Raw genomic sequence first — 17343 nt, 5'->3', positions numbered from 1 at the left:
GTCTGTTTTAAGGCTATCGCTCATGCTACCAGCTACGAAATTCCCAGGCACGATTCGCCGCGTTTTAGGTGGGAGGTATCACGTGCCCCGCACCCTGGTAGCGGTTACGCCCTTACCGTCGGAGCTGTCACTAATACGCGGGCTTGTGGTCCGTATCGGTGTGCTTGTACATTGTCCACATTCTGTGTTCGCGAGCCGCAAGCTCTACATCGACCGAAGGGGAGCCCTCTTCAATCAACTTCAAAATCTCTTCATGCTCATCCACTGATTGCGTCGAGTAGCTTGGATCAAATGCAAACGCTGTTCTGCGAATGATTGTGACGCGATCGCACTCGCGTTCAAGCAAATCAAAAAGCCTGTGGTTAGGGCAACGTTGGGTCAAGATTCGGTGGAACCTGATACTAAGCGTGGTGAACTTGGGCGGATCGAACTCTCCAACCAGTAGCTCGCGCATCTGATCGTTAAGTTCGTGAGCCTCTTTGAGGTCTTCCTCAGTCAGGTATGGGATGGACAGAGCAGTGGCATAACCTTCCATAACCGCCATCGTCTCCGTCGTTACCGCATAGTCCTTCTTATCCACACCAGTAACGACCGCGCCCACATTGCACTGGAACTTCACGAGGCCTTCAGCTTCTAGACGGCGAATGGCCTCTCTTACCGGGACGGCAGATACGCCAAGTTCGCGAGCAATGCGGTCAAGAACCAGACGGTAACCAGCCGAATACTGCCCAGAGAGGATTCCTTGGTGTAAAGTCCGATACACTCTCTCGGACTTTGAAATAGATCCTCCAGCATGTTCCGTCATCGTGCCTGCTTTCTGAAGTTCCGGAAACGTCAAGCCCCTTAGGCTTCTTAACGTTCTCTTTAAACATCATACCCAAGACTTTGCAAAAAACAGTTATTGTTTTGTCAGAAAAAAGCATTTGTTCTTGGGGGGGGGGGGGAGCTATAATACCCGTCTACCTTGAAGTCTTCTGTGCCTCGCCCCGTGGAGGAGCCTGGCGTGCAGATCTCCACGTGGTGTCCATCCGGATCGTAGATAGGGGGACAGAACGTGTTTTGAGATTACGCGGCCGTAGCTTGGGAAGCTGATTGGATTTCTCGGTGTGACGCAGCCCTGGCGCGAAGCGTGGACCAAGCGTATACGAGGGCAAAAACGAAGCCGGAGACGGTTACCACGGTTGCTCCCGATGCCATATTGAACCAGTAGGACAGGTAAATACCTATGGTTACGCATATTGCGGAAATCAGGGGTGATACCCACAGCTGGGTGCGGAAACTATCCGTGAGTAAGAATGCGGTGGCGCCCGGAATTATTAGCAGAGCCACGATCAAAATCATGCCTACCGCCTGCATAGCAACCACAACCGTGATCGCAAGGCAAGAAAGTAGCAGTGCGGAAAGTCGCTTAGTGGACAGGCCGATTGTGGAGGCGTGCGCCGGGTCGAATGCGAACAGGGTCAGGTCACGGCGCTTCAGCCACACGGTGATGCCGGCCAGCGGCGCTAGAATCATAACCTGCAACATGTCCTCATTGGTTATGCCAAGCAGATCGCCAAACATGATGTGCTGCAGATCGATGTGGCTTGGGAATATCGATATGAGAGTGAGCCCCAGCGCCAGCATGGTGGTGAACACAACTCCCATCGCCGTGTCCTCTTTGATTTTTGACGTGTGTTTCAAGGCGCCGATCAGACCAACGCAGGCGAGGGCAGCGAGAAAGGCGCCCAGCGAGAATGGGATGCCAACAATGTATGCAACCACAATGCCGGGAACAACGGCGTGAGAGAGCGCGTCTCCCATCAAAGACCATCCCACCAGAACCAGCCAGCATGACATTAGTGCGCACACCATGGCAGCCAGCAGCGTCACCGCATATCCGCGAACCATGAACGAATGCGTCCACATCTCGCCAAACGTTAGCCACAGCCAGGTACTTATGTTCATTTTGTCTCGCTAAAAACGTGGAGCAGGTTTTCTTCCACGAGGGCGCGCTCGGGAGTCTCTACTGTATAAATCTTTCGGTTAAGCAGAGCTACCTCGTCTGCGAACTTATGGATTGAGGCGAGGTCGTGAGTGGAGATCAGCAGGGTAGTGCCCGCGATGGCCAGCTGTTTAAGTAGGTCGGTGATCAAAGCTTCGCTGGTGTAGTCCACGCCAGCAAAGGGCTCGTCGAGGAGTATCACGCGCGCGCCCTGGGCTACGGCTCGCGCTACAAAGGCACGCTTTCGCTGCCCTCCAGACAGTGCCCCAATGGGTCGATCAGTCAGGTCGGTAAGCCCCACAATTTCGAGGGCGCTCGCTACGGCCTTCACGTCGGATGGCCGCGGCTTTCGACGCCAGTTCATTTTGCCGTAGCGGCCCATCATCACGACTTCTCCTACAGTGATGGGGAAGTCTTTGTCGATGCCGTCATTTTGGGGAACGTAGCCGATGAGGCCGGCGCGGCGAGCCTCGTAACTACTCTTTGCGCACACGCGGATTTCGCCGGACCTGGTTGGCACTAGTCCCATGATCGAGTTGAACAGGGTAGATTTGCCCGAGCCATTCATGCCTACAACCGCCATGATCGTGCCCTGCCTTACGGCAAGATCCACGCCGGTAAGGGCATGAACCTTGCCGTAGGAGACATGCAAATCGCGGATGGTAAGGGCAACGCCCGGCTCGACCGAAGGCGTGCTTTGTTCCACCTGCATTGCTGTCATTGTCACTTGCTGAGTCCCTTCGTGATCAGCTCGGCATCGTAGCGTAGCAGGTCGAGGTAGGTGGGCACGTCCCCGTCCGGGCCGGTTAGTGAGTCAACGTAAAGAGTGCCCCCGTACTCGGTGCCGGTAGCCTGCACGATTGGTTTCATCTTGTCGCCAACCGTGGACTCGCAAAATACGGACGGGATTTTGTTGGTCCTAACAAAATTCTCAACATCAGCCACGCGAGCGGGGGTGAGCGCCCCCTCAGCATTTACGGCCCACAGGTACTTCTCTTGCAGACCTGCGTCCCGGGCAAGGTAGCTGAACGCTCCCTCGCAAGTCACCAGCGCGCGCTGGTCGGGCTCCAGGGTTTGCAGTTCATCTTCCATCTGCTTACCTACCGCCTCGATGTTGGCCGCGTATTCCTTGCCATTCTTTTCGTAGTAATCGGCACCCTCCGGATCGAGCTCGCTAAAGGCCTTCACGATGTTCTCAACATATTTCACGCCGGCAGCGGGGGACATCCAAGCGTGAGGGTTGGGGTGGCCCGCATAATCGCCCTCAGAAATAGGGATGGGTGTGATGCCTTCGGAAAGCACTGCGGTTTGCGCGTCGGTGTTGGCCACAAACTTTTCAAACCAGCGTTCGAGGTCGAGGCCGTTGTTCAAGATTAGGTCCGCGCTCTCGGCCCGTTTGATGTCATCGGGAGTTGGTTGGTACTCGTGGATTTCCGCATCGGGTTTGGTGATGGAATGAACGTCGAGGCGCTCGCCCGCAACGTTTTGAGCCATGTCTGCAATCACTGTAAATGTGGTTAGAACCTGTGGCTTTGCGTCTTCGGATGTTTCTGGAGAGCATGCGGTCAACGGAATGGAGAGCGTTACAACGGCGCTGAGGGCAGCGAGTTTCGCCGCAATCTTTTCTTTTCTTTCGGTCATGTAAATAAGATATTTCGGTCGCCCGAAAAATGCAAGACGCGCTAAAAAATGTAACAATTCGCGAAGGCGCGATCAGCGCGGGCACGAAACTACATTGGAGAGAACACGTGAGTAACAAGACGGCGCGAATCCCGGTTAACTGGCCGGTGTTTGCCGGATCCGCAATAAGCATTATCGCGATCGCGCTTTGGGCAGTGATCTCGCCGGCCACCGCCGGTAGCGTGCTAACCGTCGCAGTAGACTGGATTGCCACCTGGTTTGGTCCGTTCTACATCCTCATGGCAACTGTCATGGTGGTGTTTGTGGTCGCGCTAGCTATCTCTCGATTCGGCAAAGTTAAACTTGGCCCACCCAACGCCAAACCCGAGTTCTCCACATTTGCCTGGGCCTCAATGCTGTTTGCTGCCGGCATTGGTACCGACATCATGTTCTTTGCCGTTGCCGAACCTGTCGCTCAGTACATGAACCCTCCCATCGGCGAGGCCCAGACGATAGAAGCGGCAAGGCAGGCAACCGTGTGGACGCTGTTCCACTACGGCATTACCGGATGGGCAATGTACGCCCTCATGGGCATCGCCCTAGGATACTTCGCATACCGGCGCGGCCTCCCGCTTGCCGTGCGCTCGGCGCTCTCTCCAATCTTCAAAGACCGCTTGAACGGCCCTCTTGGCCACGTGGTTGACGGGGCGGCCGTCCTTGGCACGATATTTGGTATCGCAACCACCCTGGGCATTGGCGTGGTGCAACTGAACGTGGGGCTTGAAATTCTGTTCGGCATTGGTCAAGGACTACCTGCACAGATCGCGCTGGTGGTGCTAGCCGTTTTGGTGGCCACGATCTCGGCTACCTCGGGAATTAATAAGGGCATCCGCTTCCTCTCCCAACTCAACGTGGTGCTGGCCGTGGCGCTGTCTGGCTGGGTGCTCGTTACGGGACGTACCGACTTCTTGCTAAACGCGATCATCATGAACGTAGGGGACTTCGTCACGCGATTCCCAGCAATGAGCCTGGAAACCTTCGCCTACTCCGACGCCGCGGCGTGGAAGGCCGCGTGGACACTGTTCTTCTGGGCATGGTGGGTTGCATGGGCCTCTTTTGTGGGAATGTTCCTCGCGCGAATCTCGCGCGGGCGTACCATCAGACAGTTTGTGGCCGGAACAATGACCATCCCGTTCCTATACGTTCTGATGTGGATCTCGATCTTCGGTAACGCCGCGCTGGACTACATTCGCACAGGCAACAATCTTGAATACGCACAAAAGACGGTTGAAATCCCCGAATACGGGTTTTACACGCTTCTGCAGGAATATCCGCTACCAATGCTTCTTGTGGCCGTAGCGACATTTGTGGGCTTGCTCTTCTTCGTTACGTCAGCGGACTCGGGCGCCCTGGTCATGGCAAACCTCTCATCATTCTTGCCCTCGGTACAAGACGATGCGGCCGGCTGGCTACGCGTATTCTGGGCCGCAGTCACCGGCGTCCTCACCATCGGAATGCTGCTTGTGGGCGGTATTCCGGCTCTGCAAAACGCTACCATCGTGATGGGGTTGCCGTTCAGCGTGGTGATGGTTCTGGTCATGTTTGGCCTGATGAAGGCGCTTCGCGAGGACGATCGGAGCGTTCGATTGCGGGAACGCTCATTGCGCAACACCATATCGGGGGCGGGTGCAGAGCTGGTTAATCCGTCTTGGCGCGATCGCCTGGCGCGCACGTTCGAGCAGGTCTCGCCGGCGCAGGCAAAGAGGTATCTAGACCGCGTTGCGGAGCCCGCTCTTCGTCTGATTGCGAAAGAACTAGCCGCGCAGGGCTACGAGGCGGAGGTCATTCGCGGCGGTGACGAGCCCATTGAAGATCTTAACGAGTCAATCTTTATTCATGACCGCCTCAAGTTTGTTGCGGGCGTTGGGCAAGAACAGTTTGTGTATCGCATTCTGGCAGTTGACGCGCCAACCACCGTGTACGGCGGCCAGATGACCAGCGCGAACCATATGTCTACCAGGCTGGAAGTGCACCTGCCCCAGGGAGGACAGGATTACGACGTGATGGGGTATTCCACCGAGGTGCTAATCCACGACGTGCTCGATCAGTTTGAGGTGCACCAAGATTACTGGCGCGTTCAGGAGCTGGATGAGACGGCTCACCAAACGCGCCAGGATCACTAATAGTTGCCTCGTTTGAATTCACAGGGGCGCAGCCGGGTGGCTTGATCCAGCATGACGCCTCCTTGAGTCTTTATTGCTGCCAGGTGCCGGCGCGCATGCACGCGGAATCGGTACCGTTAGGCAAAATCGTACACGATTCAGGGAAGGGTGGCGCAAACTTAGCCGAGCTCACCATCTCGGGCTACAGCCGCGTCCACCGCAAGGCCCAACACCGTGGCCAGTCCGCTTTGCTGAGCGGCCAGTAAACCGGCGATCGTGGTGCCTCCCGGAGACGTCACCCGGTCTATCAAGTTTGCCGGGGTTGCGCCTTCATTCGCGGCCTCATCAAGAATCATTTGTGCTGATCCCAGCATTGACTGGGCAACGATCGCAACCGCCTGGTGTTTTGTAAGGCCGTGGTTAACGCCTGCGCGCGCGAAGTCGTCCACGATTTGATACATCCACGCGGGGGAACATCCGGCGAGAGCAGAAAAAACAGGGAAGTGTGCCTCATCGATCACCAGGCAGCGGCCCACGGGCACCATTATCTTCTTGGTCATCTCCACGTGTTTTGAGGAGGCAGCCGCACCGCGTGCAATACCGGTCATGGACTCGCCGATGGCGGCGTTGACGTTAGGCATGACGCGCACAATCGGCACGTTGGTTTCGGTTGCCTGCTGCAGCGACGCCAGGCTCTTGCCTGCCGCAAGCGAGATAACGAGTTTGTTCCCATCGCTGATTTCTGGTGTGATCTCTTCGAGCACATCCGTAACCGCGTGTGGTTTCACGCCGAGCACGATTACGTCTGCAGTTTGAGCTAGCTCGCGGTTGTCAGTCAGTGCGTGGGCGCCAACCTCGGTTGCAAGTGCAGGAGCGGACTTTCCTGATTTGTCCGTCAAGTAGATTTCATTTGCATCCAGACCCGCAGCTACCACGCCACGCACAATCGCGCTTGCCATATTACCGGCGCCAATAAAACCGATTTTCATAGCGCTCCTTTCCTATCCACAAGCCTAACGCGCCGGGGGTTATCCACGCCCGCGCTAGAGACCAGAATGGTGGGACTTTCTTAGCGGCAAACTGGCGTCATGAAGCATGCAATTTCAGTTGCCCGGTTAAGGCAGAGCGCTTTTGATAGCGCAGTTAGTAAAAGCGCAAAAAAGTCGAATCCGCCTGTTCTTAGACTCTTGCCCTCGCCTTTTGCAATGGTGGCGCTTGCCGTGGCGCTCGTTGCAGTTGCGGCGTTTTCACTCTTTCGGCTGAGCATTGCTGCGCCCGCGACGGATGCGATTTTAGAGGATGGTACCGCTCAGCTACGCGAACGTATAAAAACTGAGGGGGAGGACCCTCGCGCCCTGCAATCAAACGAGGCTGTATCGGAACCTCAACCAAGTAACGGGGGCGCGATTTTTGTGCAGGTCACCGGAGCGGTGAATAAACCTTCGGTGGTGCAGCTGCGCGCCGGCGCTCGCGGGGCGGACGCCGTCGAGGCCGCTGGGGGAATGACCGCGGATGCCGCGTTGGTTTCGGTAAACCTTGCGCAGCTGGTGGCGGATGGGCAGCACATTCACGTCCTCACAAATGAAGAACTAGAAAAAGGCGGCGCGTCCGGCGGGTTGGGCAATGCGAGTGCAGGATCGGTTGGGACAGGGGGTTCGGGAAACGGCGGGGCGGGGGCGGGGGGGTGTATCGATCTGGCGGTGGCAGATAGCCAGGCCCTACAACGCTTACCCGGAGTTGGCGCCGCGCTCGCTGAACGCATCATCGCTTATCGCACCGAAAACGGTATCACCAAACCCGAGGATGTCCGCGCGGTATCTGGGATAGGTCCAAAAACGTTCGCGGGATTCAAGGACCAGCTGTGTCAGTAGCTCAAAAACCGCCCAACGATCACGTAGATCGCGCGCCAATCGACCTGCGTCTAGTGCCCGCCGCGATCCTTGCGTGGCTTGCCGCCGCGCTTGTTTTGCAGGTAGTTAGCTCCGCAGGCACTCCGCTTAGCGCGATCCTCGTGTCTTTAGCGTTCACTTCTCTCCTCGTGCTACTTGGGATCATGCAGAAGACGCGGCGCGCGGCGCACGCTCGTCATGACCCAGGCTCGTTCGTATCGGCAGCTGCCCTGCTTTGCCTCGTCCTTGCGATTGCGGTTATCTCTGCTACCACTCAAGCGCACATGTTTGCTCGTCACGACATGAAAGAAGCATGTAAAACCAGGTGCGTCATTACCGCATCCGTTGAACGCCCCAGTCGTGAGGCTGCGCAAGGCCGCTGGATCACCCACCTCGCGGTTCCAGGCGGCAAGTTCCTTGTTGCCGGCAGCCGGATCGAGGCTCGCGCGGGGGATCAGGTCATACTCTCAGGCCGCCTACAGGCCGGTCTTACTCCGCCCATGCTTGGCGTGTTTAAACCAACCAGTATCGAAACTCATGAAGTCACCGGCTGGCGCGTGGCATTTCGTAAGAACTTACACGCGGCCCTCGCGCCATTCCCGGCCGAGTCGCGCGGCCTCATCGCAGGAATGAGCATTGGCGACTACTCCGACCTGCCACCAAAGGCGCGCGAAGCCATGGTGAAAACAGGAACCAGCCACCTAACCGCCATCTCGGGGCTTCACCTGGCTATCCTTATAGGCACAATCAACGCGCTACTGCCGGGCAGAGGGAATATCAAAATAGCGTTGGTCAGCGCAATCGTGGCCGGCCTGGTTGCGATAGTTGGGCCCACCCCCTCCATAATCCGAGCTGTTTCGATGGCCGCAATACCAACTTGGAGCGGCGTTTTAGGACGACGAGGTCAGCCCTTCAACTCCCTGGCACTCGTGGTCTTAGCCTGGATCATCTGGAACCCGTGGCTCACCCTCTCCGTAGGGTTCCTACTCTCCACTCTCTCCACGGCCGGCGTACTAATCGTCACGGCAGGAAGGCAAAGAAACCCTCCACCGGGCTGGCCCATATCGCGCCGCCTGGCTCAAAAACTGTGGAATGCCGCCTCCGTTCCGCTCGCGGCCACGGTATCCACTAGCCCCGCACTCCTATGTTTAAACGGAAGTGTTGCGGCATATGCAGTTTTTACCAACGTTGCGCTGGCACCTCTAGTTGCGCCGGCAACCCTGCTCTCGCTCGCAACCGCCGTCCTCGCGCAAATCGGAAACGCCAGCCAAATAGCCTCACTGGCGGCGTTTTGCGCGCAGGGGATTATTGCGATCACCACCTGGTTTGCAAAGCTCCCGGGCGCGCAAATAATCGGGCCGGGAGCAATCGCTGTAGTTTCGGTGATGCTACTTATAGCAGTCACCTACATTGGGTGGAGACTTTTACCACTCCTCGTGGCTCATCGGATCCCAAACAAACCGATCTGACGTATCCAGTAGATCCAAAGCTCGCATGTGATCATCGCTAAGTTCGAAATCAAACACTTGCAAGTTCTCGGCGTTGCGCTGAGGTTTTGAAGAAACCGGGATGGGAACTATCCCGCTTTGCACCGCCCAGCGAAGCGCCACCTGCGCCGGAGACTTTCCAACCTCGCTCGCGATATTTTCAATCAGCACCTGTTCCAGCAGGTTTTCCACCGGGCCGAGGGGGCGCCACGCCTCGGTCACAATAGCTTTACTCTCGTGGAAACTACGTAGGTCCTTGCGCGCAATGATTGGGCTGAGCTGAATCTGGTTCAACACGGGAAGCACGCCCGTTTGCGCTTCTAGTTCTTCAATCTGGTGGGGCAAGAAGTTCGAAACTCCAATGTGCTTAGTCAGACCCCGCTCACGTAGCTTGATGAGCTCTTCCCACGTCTGCAAATAGAGGCCGCGCGAAGGGTTTGGCCAATGAATCAGCGTCAGATCAACGTAATCAACGCCAAGCCTTCGCAGAGATCCTTCCAAACCGTGCGTGGTTGCACCCGTTCCTTGATCTCCGCCCGCAATCTTCGTGGTGATAAACAGTTGCTCGCGGTCTACCCGCGAGTCTTTAACACCCTGTCCCACGCTAAGCTCGTTGCCGTACTGCGCGGCCGTGTCAATCAGCCGGTAACCGTCCTCAATTGCGTGAGCAAAAAGCGCTGCGCCCTCCACGCCCTTGTGTTTTGAAGTGCCCAGTCCCATCGCGGGAATGCGGCCGCCGTCAAGTAGCTCCAATGTTGGAATATCTGCCATTGTTACCCCTTTCTTCATTTCTAGACTAGAGGCCTGTGCGTGGCGGCGAAACCGGAGCGGGCCAGGCGGATGAAAAATGTCCGTACCCTGTGGCACTCTGTACGTATGGCGCAAAATCGTAAGGCCTCCAAACAGTGGTTCGAGGCGGCTCTGGCTCCCGTGGTGCTTATCCAGTCCAAGGAGCCACTTCTTGCTGAACGCGCAGTTTCGAAGCTTCGTGATCTGGCGCGCAAAGCGGATCCGACTGTAGAAATGATCCGTCTAGAGGCAGGTTCTTACGAATCGGGCCAGCTGGCTATTCACACGTCTCCAAGCCTGTTTGGCGAGGCGCGTTTTGTGTACATCCCCGAGTTAGAGGCCGGATCGCCTGCGCTGTTTGACGACCTAGCAAAGTATATGGAGCATCCTGAACCGGACGTGACTTTGGTGTTGCGTCACAACGGAGGAAATGCAGGACGCAAGGTGCTCACCGCCGCACAGAAACTGAATGTGGCAACGTTTGTGGCTAACGAGGTGAAACGTCCGGGCGACAAAATGGATTTTGTGCGCGATGAGGTCCGCCGGGCAGGGCGCCGCATCGAAGCCGAGGCCGTGCAGGCCTTGGTGGACGCGTTGGGGTCGGATTTGGCCGAGCTTGCGGCTATGACTTCGCAGTTGCTTGGTGACGTTGAGGGAACTATTACCAGGCAGCACGTGCACCGGTATCAGTCGGGCAGGGTGGAGGCAACGGCGTTTGCGGTTGCTGACGCCGCAGTCGCGGGCCGGGCCGGCGAGGCCCTCACGCTTCTGCGTCATGCTTTGGCCACAGGTGCTAGCGCTCCCGCTTTGGTTGGCGGTATTGCACTTAAAGTTAGGCAGATCGCAAAAGTCTCTACCCGCCCGCCGCTGCCGGCTTCCAAGCTGGGGATGCAGAGCTGGCAGATTGACCGTGTGCGCCGCGATGCGCGCGGTTGGAACGAGGCGCGACTTCGCCGTGCGGTCATGGCTGTTGCCAGTGCGGATGCTGCCGTTAAAGGCGAATCAGATGACCCAGAATATGCCCTCGAAAAACTCGTCCTGACGGTAGCGGGGAAGTAGTTCTCATCTTGCTCGCATTCCTTGCGGGCAACACTCTTTTGTCCAAGCCTGCCAAGAACCCTAGTAGTTCCGCCGGACACTTTTGAGTGCAAGCCGGATCTAGATATAAAAAATGGAGGCCGTAGCCTCCATCTTTTGGTCGTTCCGCTAGTCCATCTTCGCTACAGCTTTAGCGAGCTTAGACTTACGATTAGCAGCCTGGTTGCGGTGAATAACACCCTTACTGACTGCCTTGTCAAGCTTACGGCATGCAGCCTGCAGTGCCTCGTTAGCCTTATCGCGGTCACCGGCAGCAATCGCTTCACGAGTGCGGCGTACGTACGTCTTCAACTCCGACTTAACGGCCTTGTTGCGTAGACGACGCTTCTCGTTGGTCTTGTTGCGCTTAATCTGGGACTTAATATTTGCCACAGTTTTACACTCTCTTTTTCGATTACAAGGTCGGTGAGGGGTTGCTGAGCCTTGGACAAAAGTGGGGGACACTCGACTGCGAACAGCTCAGCGTTGGAACGCCCCGACCAGGGCGAACCAACTAGCCATATTACCAGGTGTTTCTCGCCCAAACTAGGCGTGCTTTCACCGTGTCAAGGTGATGATGCACACGGTCTGGTCTTGATACAGCGAGAAACCGCTCAAGTGCAGAACTGGCGGGTCGAACGATTAGCCTGCCAGTAGCAGGGCCATTGCGGTTACCACAATCAGGAATCCTCCAATGGGAATAACAAGGACAGTCCCAAGAAACGCCGCGAGAGTGGGACGAATATCGATCTGTAACCAAACCGCGTCGTAGCTGGGGTCAACCATTTGTCGCGTGGCTCGTTGGAGCGCTTCAATGCGAGGAAAAAACCGGGCGCTACGGGAAGAAAACTCTTCTCGCGCACGCTTAATTTTTGCGCCCTCCTTCGCTGCCATATCCTGTAGGTCCGCATACGCATCGGCTTTTGAGCCAGGGCGGCTTAAAGCAGAACTTTCTTGAACAACCTGTTTGGGGCCGGACTTTGCAAATGCTTCTTGCAGTTGCCTGCGCCGCATTGCGAAAAACAAGGTCACCGCCAACCCTGCAACACCTAGGACGGTGGGGATCCAAAAGCCCCATGCGCCGTATGCGAATACTCCAATGAAGCCCAGCAGGGTAGTTATACCCGCAGAAAGCAGTGCTAGGTCAACCAAGATCCTGCCTGGCACAGTCACAATGTTTCGCGTCATCCGCTTGGTGCAAGCCACGTCGTCCTCGCCCCCAGATTCGCTCACATGAAAACTACCATCCGGGCTTTGCTGGGCCTCGTAAATGTGGGGGCGGGAGCCGCGTTCGTTACTATTTGATTCCCAGTTGTGGATCCAACCTTCGGGGCGATTTTGATCAGCCATTGTGGTTTGTACTCCCGCTTCGCAAATGGTTTACATTGATTGTGTTGCCTGTATTTTAAGCCCCCTTGTCTGGGAGGACACTTGGAGAACCTGAATCTAATCTCAATGTCGGCAGTGCGGTCGGCAATGAAAGTGATTTACACGCCCGCCATCACGCTGGCGCGCCCAATCGGGCTGCGCAACGATCCACATACGGCCACCATCTTGCACATGGGTTCGCAGTTTCGCACCGATTTTGAGGGAGCAGTGGCGCAAATGACGCCGTTTGAGCGCCGTGATTTCGAGCAGTGGCAGCAGAGTGAAGGAGGAGCGGCATTTCGGGAGTGGAGTGATCGCGCACTACCTCTGGCCGCAGCTTTGCAGATAGTGGAAGAGGCGTTCGAGCAGGATGAGGCAGAAGACGCCCCGGTTGATCCAACTCTGCAACGAATGGTGGACCTCAACTGGACCTTTGAAACCCACGGACAATGGTTCTTAATAGTGGCATTCATGGTTGGATTCCTCGCGTTCTTCTCAACGGGAGGGTTGACCGGGCCGGTGGCTTCCACAATCAGACTGGTTGCGGGCGTTATAGCGGCCATCCTCGTCCTCGCTTGGATCGGAACCAAACTGATGCCGTCGGTGATAGCCGTGCGGGCGCGTCGCGTGGGTGTAGAAGTTCCGAACCGTTACGCCAGCCTGGCAGAAGCTGAACTTCCTATTTGGCAGGAGGAGCATTTCACCTCCTCGGCAAAAATCTTGAACTACGCCAACTGGGTGCTCTTAGCGCAGCCGGAGCCAGATGGCCTCATGGACTTGCAGGCCCCCATTCCGGTGGAGCCCACCGGCGCATACAACGAGCGCCAGATCGAGATTTTGAACGCGGCCAAACGTTTTCGCGAAAACAGTCCGATGCGCGGCCCGGGTAACCACTAGCTCGCGGCGGGGAATGTCGCTAGTTTAGTGATGTTCGCACGATAATTCGGCTGGCGCTCCCAATAGTGCGACAATTGGGAGTAACTGCAGTTCAGAAAGGTTAGGTCCGGGTGGCCAAGATCTTAGAAGCCCAAAACAAAGTGATTCAGCCGGCTCACACCGATCCGTCACGAATCCGCAATTTCTGCATCATTGCGCATATTGACCATGGTAAGTCCACGCTTGCAGACCGCATGCTTCAAAACAGTGGCATTGTGGAACAGCGCGTGATGCGCGACCAGTATCTCGATCGCATGGATATTGAGCGCGAGCGCGGCATCACTATTAAGTCGCAGGCTGTGCGCATTCCGTGGCAGGTTGAAGGGGAGCCGTATGCCCTCAACATGATTGATACGCCCGGGCACGTCGACTTCTCCTATGAGGTTTCCAGGTCTCTTGCAGCGTGTGAGGGAGCGGTGTTGCTGATCGATGCCGCACAGGGCATTGAGGCGCAAACCCTGGCAAACCTATACATGGCGATGGGCAATGACCTCACGATCATTCCCGTGCTAAACAAGATCGATTTGCCGTCCGCGCAGCCGGAAAAATACGCGGCTGAAATCGCTGGTCTTTTGGGCGTGGATGAGAGCGAAATTTTCCGTGTGTCCGGAAAGACGGGTGAGGGCGTTGCCGAGCTGATGGATGCGATTGTCGAGCAGGTTCCAGCTCCCTCGGGTGTTGAAGAGGCTCCTGCTCGCGCCATGATTTTCGACTCGGTCTACGACACCTACCGCGGCGTGGTCACGTACGTGCGAATGGTGGATGGGCGATTGTCGCCGCGCGAGAGAGTCTCGATGATGTCTACGGGTACCAACCACGAAATCCTCGAAATCGGTGTGATCTCGCCAGAACCTATCCCAACTGAGGGGCTTGCTGCGGGCGAGGTAGGCTACATCATCACGGGCGTGAAGGACGTACGCCAATCGAAGGTTGGTGACACGGTCACAACTGCTATCCGCGGCGCCACCGAAGCCCTAGAGGGGTACGAAGACGCCAAGCCGATGGTGTATTCGGGTATTTACCCGATTGATGGCTCGGACTTCACAAACCTGCGCGAGGCCCTCGAGAAGCTCCAGCTAAATGACGCCGCTTTGACGTTCGAGCCTGAATCTTCCGCCGCTCTCGGGTTTGGCTTCCGTTGTGGCTTCCTCGGCTTGCTGCACTTGGAGATTGTGCGCGAGCGCCTTGAGCGCGAGTTTAACTTGGACCTGATCGCGACAGCGCCGAACGTAATCTACGAGGTGACCGCTGAAGACGGCACCGTGATCGAAGTGACCAACCCATCGGAATACCCGGACGGCAAGGTGCAGGAGACGCGCGAGCCCGTGGTGCAGGCAACTATCCTCACCCCCTCGGACTACGTTGGGCCCGTGATGGAGCTGTGTCAGGAGCGTCGCGGCCAGATGGGCGGCATGGACTACCTCTCGCAGGATCGCGTCGAGCTTCATTACAAGCTCCCTCTTGCCGAGATAGTATTTGACTTCTTCGATTCGCTGAAGTCGCGTACGCGTGGTTACGCCTCCCTCGATTACGAGGCGGCAGGCCAGCAGGCTTCGGACTTGGTGCGAGTGGATATTTTGCTGAACGGCGAGCAGGTCGATGCGTTCTCTGCGATTGTGCACCGCGACGCCGCTTACGCTTACGGCGTGCAGCTCACCAAGAAGCTTAAGGAACTGATTCCAAGGCAACAGTTTGAGGTGCCGGTTCAGGCGGCGATCGGTTCGCGAGTTATTGCTCGTGAAACCATCAAGGCGTTGCGCAAGGACATGCTGGCCAAGTGTTACGGCGGCGATATTTCGCGTAAGCGAAAACTGCTTGAAAAGCAGAAGGAAGGTAAGAAGCGCATGAAGTCGATTGGGCGCGTGGACGTTCCGCAAGAAGCGTTCATCTCTGCCCTCACTTCCGAGGCGCCGTAGGAGAGCCGATGGCGCAAGACACGCCTTACATGGCGCGCACTAAGTCGTTTGCGCGCCGTGGTCGCACGCTACACGCATCCACCCAGCGCACCCTCGAAAAGCATGCGGATAAGTATGTGATCGAGGTGCCGCGCGATGGGGGATACACAACTATTGACGAGTCCTACCGCCTTGACGTGGCCGGCGAGTTTGGTAGGCAAGCACCTCTGATCGTTGAGGTCGGCACGGGCAATGGTGAGCAGATCGTCGCCTATGCCAAGGAGCATCCGCAGGTCAATCTACTGGGCGTGGAAGTGTGGGCGCAGGGCATTGCGAAAGGTATTTCGCGAGCGGTTTCGCAGGGCGTAGATAACATTCGTTTCATCGAGGTTGACGCCGCGCAGGCTCTTCCCATCATGATGCCGCAGGCCGCTGCCGCTGAGGTTTGGACGTTCTTCCCTGATCCGTGGAGGAAGGCGCGCCATCGCAAGCGCCGCCTGGTCAATGACGCTTTTGCTTTGACCATTGCGAATCTTCTGGAAGACGGTGGAGTTTGGCGCCTAGCCACCGATTGGGACGACTACGCGTGGCAAATGCGTGACGTGGTCGAGGCGTGTGAATACCTCGAAAATCCTCACTTGGGTGAGCGCCCAGATCCAGAAGATCCGCAGCCGGAAAGAGGAGGTTTTGCTCCTCGCTTTGAAGATCGCGTCTTGACGCGTTTTGAGGAACGTGGGCAGATAGAGGGGCGCGGCGCCCATGACCTCGTGGTACGTCGCTTGCCGCGTGGGGAATCCAATTGAGTCCGCAGCTGCCGGACGGCGTTTTGTGGCCTAGAGATGGTCACCTTGACCCGCAGCTCGTTGGGAAGCCAAGCAAAAACTTGGCCCTCTACATTCATGTACCGTTTTGCACGGTTCGTTGTGGCTATTGCGATTTCAACACCTACACCGTTGGGTTTGGCCAAGGCGCCGATAGGGATAGCTATCACCACTCGGTACGAAAAGAAGTGAAGCTTGCCGCAGATAGGCTGCGCCTTTTCGACCACGAACCGGTTAAATCCATCTTTTTTGGTGGAGGCACCCCAACCTTGCTTAGGGCGGGTCAAATCGGTCAGATCCTGCAGGATGTAAAAGACAACTTTGTCCTTGATCAAAGCGCGGAAGTGACCGTAGAGGCTAACCCGGACACAATCGACCAGGCCGGCCTCGAACAACTTGCTCGCGCCGGCGTTACGCGCGTGTCTTTCGGAATGCAATCAGCGGCCTTGCACGTGCTTCGAACCCTGGACCGTAGCCATACTCCGCAGCAGGTTCCGCGCGTGGTGAAATGGGCGCGCGAGGCCGGCCTAGATGCTTCCGTCGACCTCATTTACGGCACTCCCGGCGAGTCGATTACCGATTGGAAGACGTCGCTTGAAGCCGCTATTGAACTGCAGCCCGATCATATTTCTTGCTATGCCCTCGTCATTGAAGAAGGCACGAAAATGTGGGCGCAAGTCAGGCGCGGCGAACTCGCCACGCCCGACCCGGATGACGAAGCCGAAAAATACGAACTAGCAGACTCGCTCTTGGAGCAGGCAGGATACGCGTGGTACGAGATTTCAAACTGGGCAAAGCTAGAGGATGACGAGGTAGCCGGCAGCACCAATCTGCGACACGCTTCGCGTCATAATCTGGCTTACTGGTTCGACTGGGACTGGTGGGGGATCGGGCCTGGAGCGCACTCGCACGTGGGTGACGTGCGCTGGTGGAACCGCAAGCATCCGCGCGCATGGGCCGATGCACTCGCGGGCGGCTCTGCAAAACTTGGAGGGCGTCCCGCCGGCATGCACGATGTCTTTCCAGGCTTAGACACCGGAGCCGCCTCCAGCTCCTTGGTACCCCTCGCATCTCCCGCGCAGGCAGGTGAAATCTTGGACGATTCTGACCGCGCCCTCGAAGCCGTCATGCTCCGCATCCGCACCGCTGATGGGATACCAATTTCCAGTGTTTCCCCGCAGATTAGTGGGCGCGTGCCTACTCTTTTAAATGAAGGTTTGATCGAAGAGGCGGCCGCGGCAGCGGGGATCGTGAAGCTAACGCTCACAGGCCGCTTGCTGGCAGACTACGTGACGCGCGAGCTCACGGTGTAGGT

Annotated in this window: 16 protein-coding genes; 8 read left to right on the top strand and 8 right to left on the bottom strand. The window is 57.0% G+C overall.

Features of this window, described 5'->3' with window-relative positions:
* Window positions 1-130 precede the first annotated feature (130 nt).
* The 4 genes from BQ7114_RS03375 to BQ7114_RS03360 form a co-directional block, all read right to left on the bottom strand.
* A complete protein-coding gene (locus BQ7114_RS03375) occupies window positions 131-763 on the bottom strand; it encodes a GntR family transcriptional regulator (RefSeq protein ID WP_230205954.1) in 633 nt (210 codons plus the stop codon).
* 302 nt (window positions 764-1065) lie between these two features.
* Complete coding sequence (locus tag BQ7114_RS03370) at window positions 1066-1947, bottom strand: metal ABC transporter permease (RefSeq protein ID WP_072341953.1); 882 nt, start codon at window positions 1945-1947, stop codon at window positions 1066-1068.
* Window positions 1944-2705, bottom strand: coding sequence for a metal ABC transporter ATP-binding protein (locus BQ7114_RS03365; RefSeq protein ID WP_083431723.1), 762 nt, complete (start codon window positions 2703-2705; stop codon window positions 1944-1946). The genes BQ7114_RS03370 and BQ7114_RS03365 overlap by 4 nt, the downstream gene beginning before the upstream one ends.
* A 2-nt stretch (window positions 2706-2707) precedes the next feature.
* Window positions 2708-3625, bottom strand: a complete 918-nt coding sequence (locus BQ7114_RS03360) for a metal ABC transporter substrate-binding protein (protein ID WP_072341951.1) — start codon at window positions 3623-3625, stop codon at window positions 2708-2710.
* Window positions 3626-3732: 107 nt separating this feature from the next.
* On the opposite strand from BQ7114_RS03360, the gene betT reads away from it, so the two are divergent.
* The gene (gene betT, locus BQ7114_RS03355; RefSeq protein WP_072344728.1) at window positions 3733-5787 is read left to right on the top strand and encodes a choline BCCT transporter BetT; all 2055 of its coding nucleotides are present in this window, start codon (window positions 3733-3735) and stop codon (window positions 5785-5787) included.
* Between the two features lie 158 nt (window positions 5788-5945).
* Here the strand turns inward: betT and proC are convergent, their stop codons facing one another.
* Window positions 5946-6755 (bottom strand): pyrroline-5-carboxylate reductase, encoded by an 810-nt coding sequence (gene proC / locus BQ7114_RS03350; RefSeq protein WP_072341948.1) that lies wholly within the window; start codon window positions 6753-6755, stop codon window positions 5946-5948.
* 99 nt (window positions 6756-6854) lie between these two features.
* Between proC and BQ7114_RS03345 the strand changes: the two genes are divergently transcribed.
* Window positions 6855-7637: a ComEA family DNA-binding protein gene (locus BQ7114_RS03345; RefSeq protein WP_083431721.1), complete on the top strand. Its 783-nt coding sequence runs from the start codon at window positions 6855-6857 to the stop codon at window positions 7635-7637.
* Window positions 7628-9124 (top strand): ComEC/Rec2 family competence protein, encoded by a 1497-nt coding sequence (locus tag BQ7114_RS03340; protein WP_072341942.1) that lies wholly within the window; start codon window positions 7628-7630, stop codon window positions 9122-9124. The genes BQ7114_RS03345 and BQ7114_RS03340 overlap by 10 nt, the downstream gene beginning before the upstream one ends.
* On the opposite strand, the gene BQ7114_RS03335 is transcribed toward BQ7114_RS03340, so the two are convergent.
* The gene (locus BQ7114_RS03335; RefSeq protein ID WP_072341939.1) at window positions 9080-9913 is read right to left on the bottom strand and encodes an aldo/keto reductase; all 834 of its coding nucleotides are present in this window, start codon (window positions 9911-9913) and stop codon (window positions 9080-9082) included. The two genes, BQ7114_RS03340 and BQ7114_RS03335, sit on opposite strands and share 45 nt — an antisense overlap.
* 105 nt (window positions 9914-10018) lie before the next feature.
* Here BQ7114_RS03335 and holA point away from each other — a divergent pair, with 105 nt between their 5' ends.
* Window positions 10019-10990 (top strand): DNA polymerase III subunit delta, encoded by a 972-nt coding sequence (gene holA, locus BQ7114_RS03330; RefSeq protein ID WP_072341935.1) that lies wholly within the window; start codon window positions 10019-10021, stop codon window positions 10988-10990.
* A 147-nt stretch (window positions 10991-11137) separates the two neighbouring features.
* Here the strand turns inward: holA and rpsT are convergent, their stop codons facing one another.
* Both rpsT and BQ7114_RS03320 read right to left on the bottom strand, forming a co-directional pair.
* Window positions 11138-11401: a 30S ribosomal protein S20 gene (gene rpsT, locus BQ7114_RS03325; protein WP_034508104.1), complete on the bottom strand. Its 264-nt coding sequence runs from the start codon at window positions 11399-11401 to the stop codon at window positions 11138-11140.
* Between the two features lie 249 nt (window positions 11402-11650).
* Window positions 11651-12358: an ABC transporter ATP-binding protein gene (locus BQ7114_RS03320; RefSeq protein ID WP_072341932.1), complete on the bottom strand. Its 708-nt coding sequence runs from the start codon at window positions 12356-12358 to the stop codon at window positions 11651-11653.
* An 81-nt stretch (window positions 12359-12439) separates the two neighbouring features.
* Here BQ7114_RS03320 and BQ7114_RS03315 point away from each other — a divergent pair, with 81 nt between their 5' ends.
* From BQ7114_RS03315 to hemW, 4 genes are all read left to right on the top strand, one after another.
* The gene (locus BQ7114_RS03315; RefSeq protein ID WP_143236784.1) at window positions 12440-13273 is read left to right on the top strand and encodes a hypothetical protein; all 834 of its coding nucleotides are present in this window, start codon (window positions 12440-12442) and stop codon (window positions 13271-13273) included.
* Window positions 13274-13383: 110 nt separating this feature from the next.
* Window positions 13384-15228, top strand: coding sequence for a translation elongation factor 4 (gene lepA / locus BQ7114_RS03310; protein WP_072341927.1), 1845 nt, complete (start codon window positions 13384-13386; stop codon window positions 15226-15228).
* Between the two features lie 8 nt (window positions 15229-15236).
* Complete coding sequence (gene trmB / locus BQ7114_RS03305) at window positions 15237-16010, top strand: tRNA (guanosine(46)-N7)-methyltransferase TrmB (RefSeq protein ID WP_072341924.1); 774 nt, start codon at window positions 15237-15239, stop codon at window positions 16008-16010.
* A complete protein-coding gene (gene hemW / locus BQ7114_RS03300; RefSeq protein ID WP_072341920.1) occupies window positions 16007-17341 on the top strand; it encodes a radical SAM family heme chaperone HemW in 1335 nt (444 codons plus the stop codon). The genes trmB and hemW overlap by 4 nt, the downstream gene beginning before the upstream one ends.
* The last annotated feature ends 2 nt before the right edge of the window (window positions 17342-17343 follow it).

It is taken from the genome of Actinomyces urinae (assembly GCF_900119695.1).
Lineage (GTDB): Bacteria > Actinomycetota > Actinomycetes > Actinomycetales > Actinomycetaceae > Gleimia > Gleimia urinae.
This window is presented reverse-complemented; position numbering and strand designations above follow the sequence as displayed.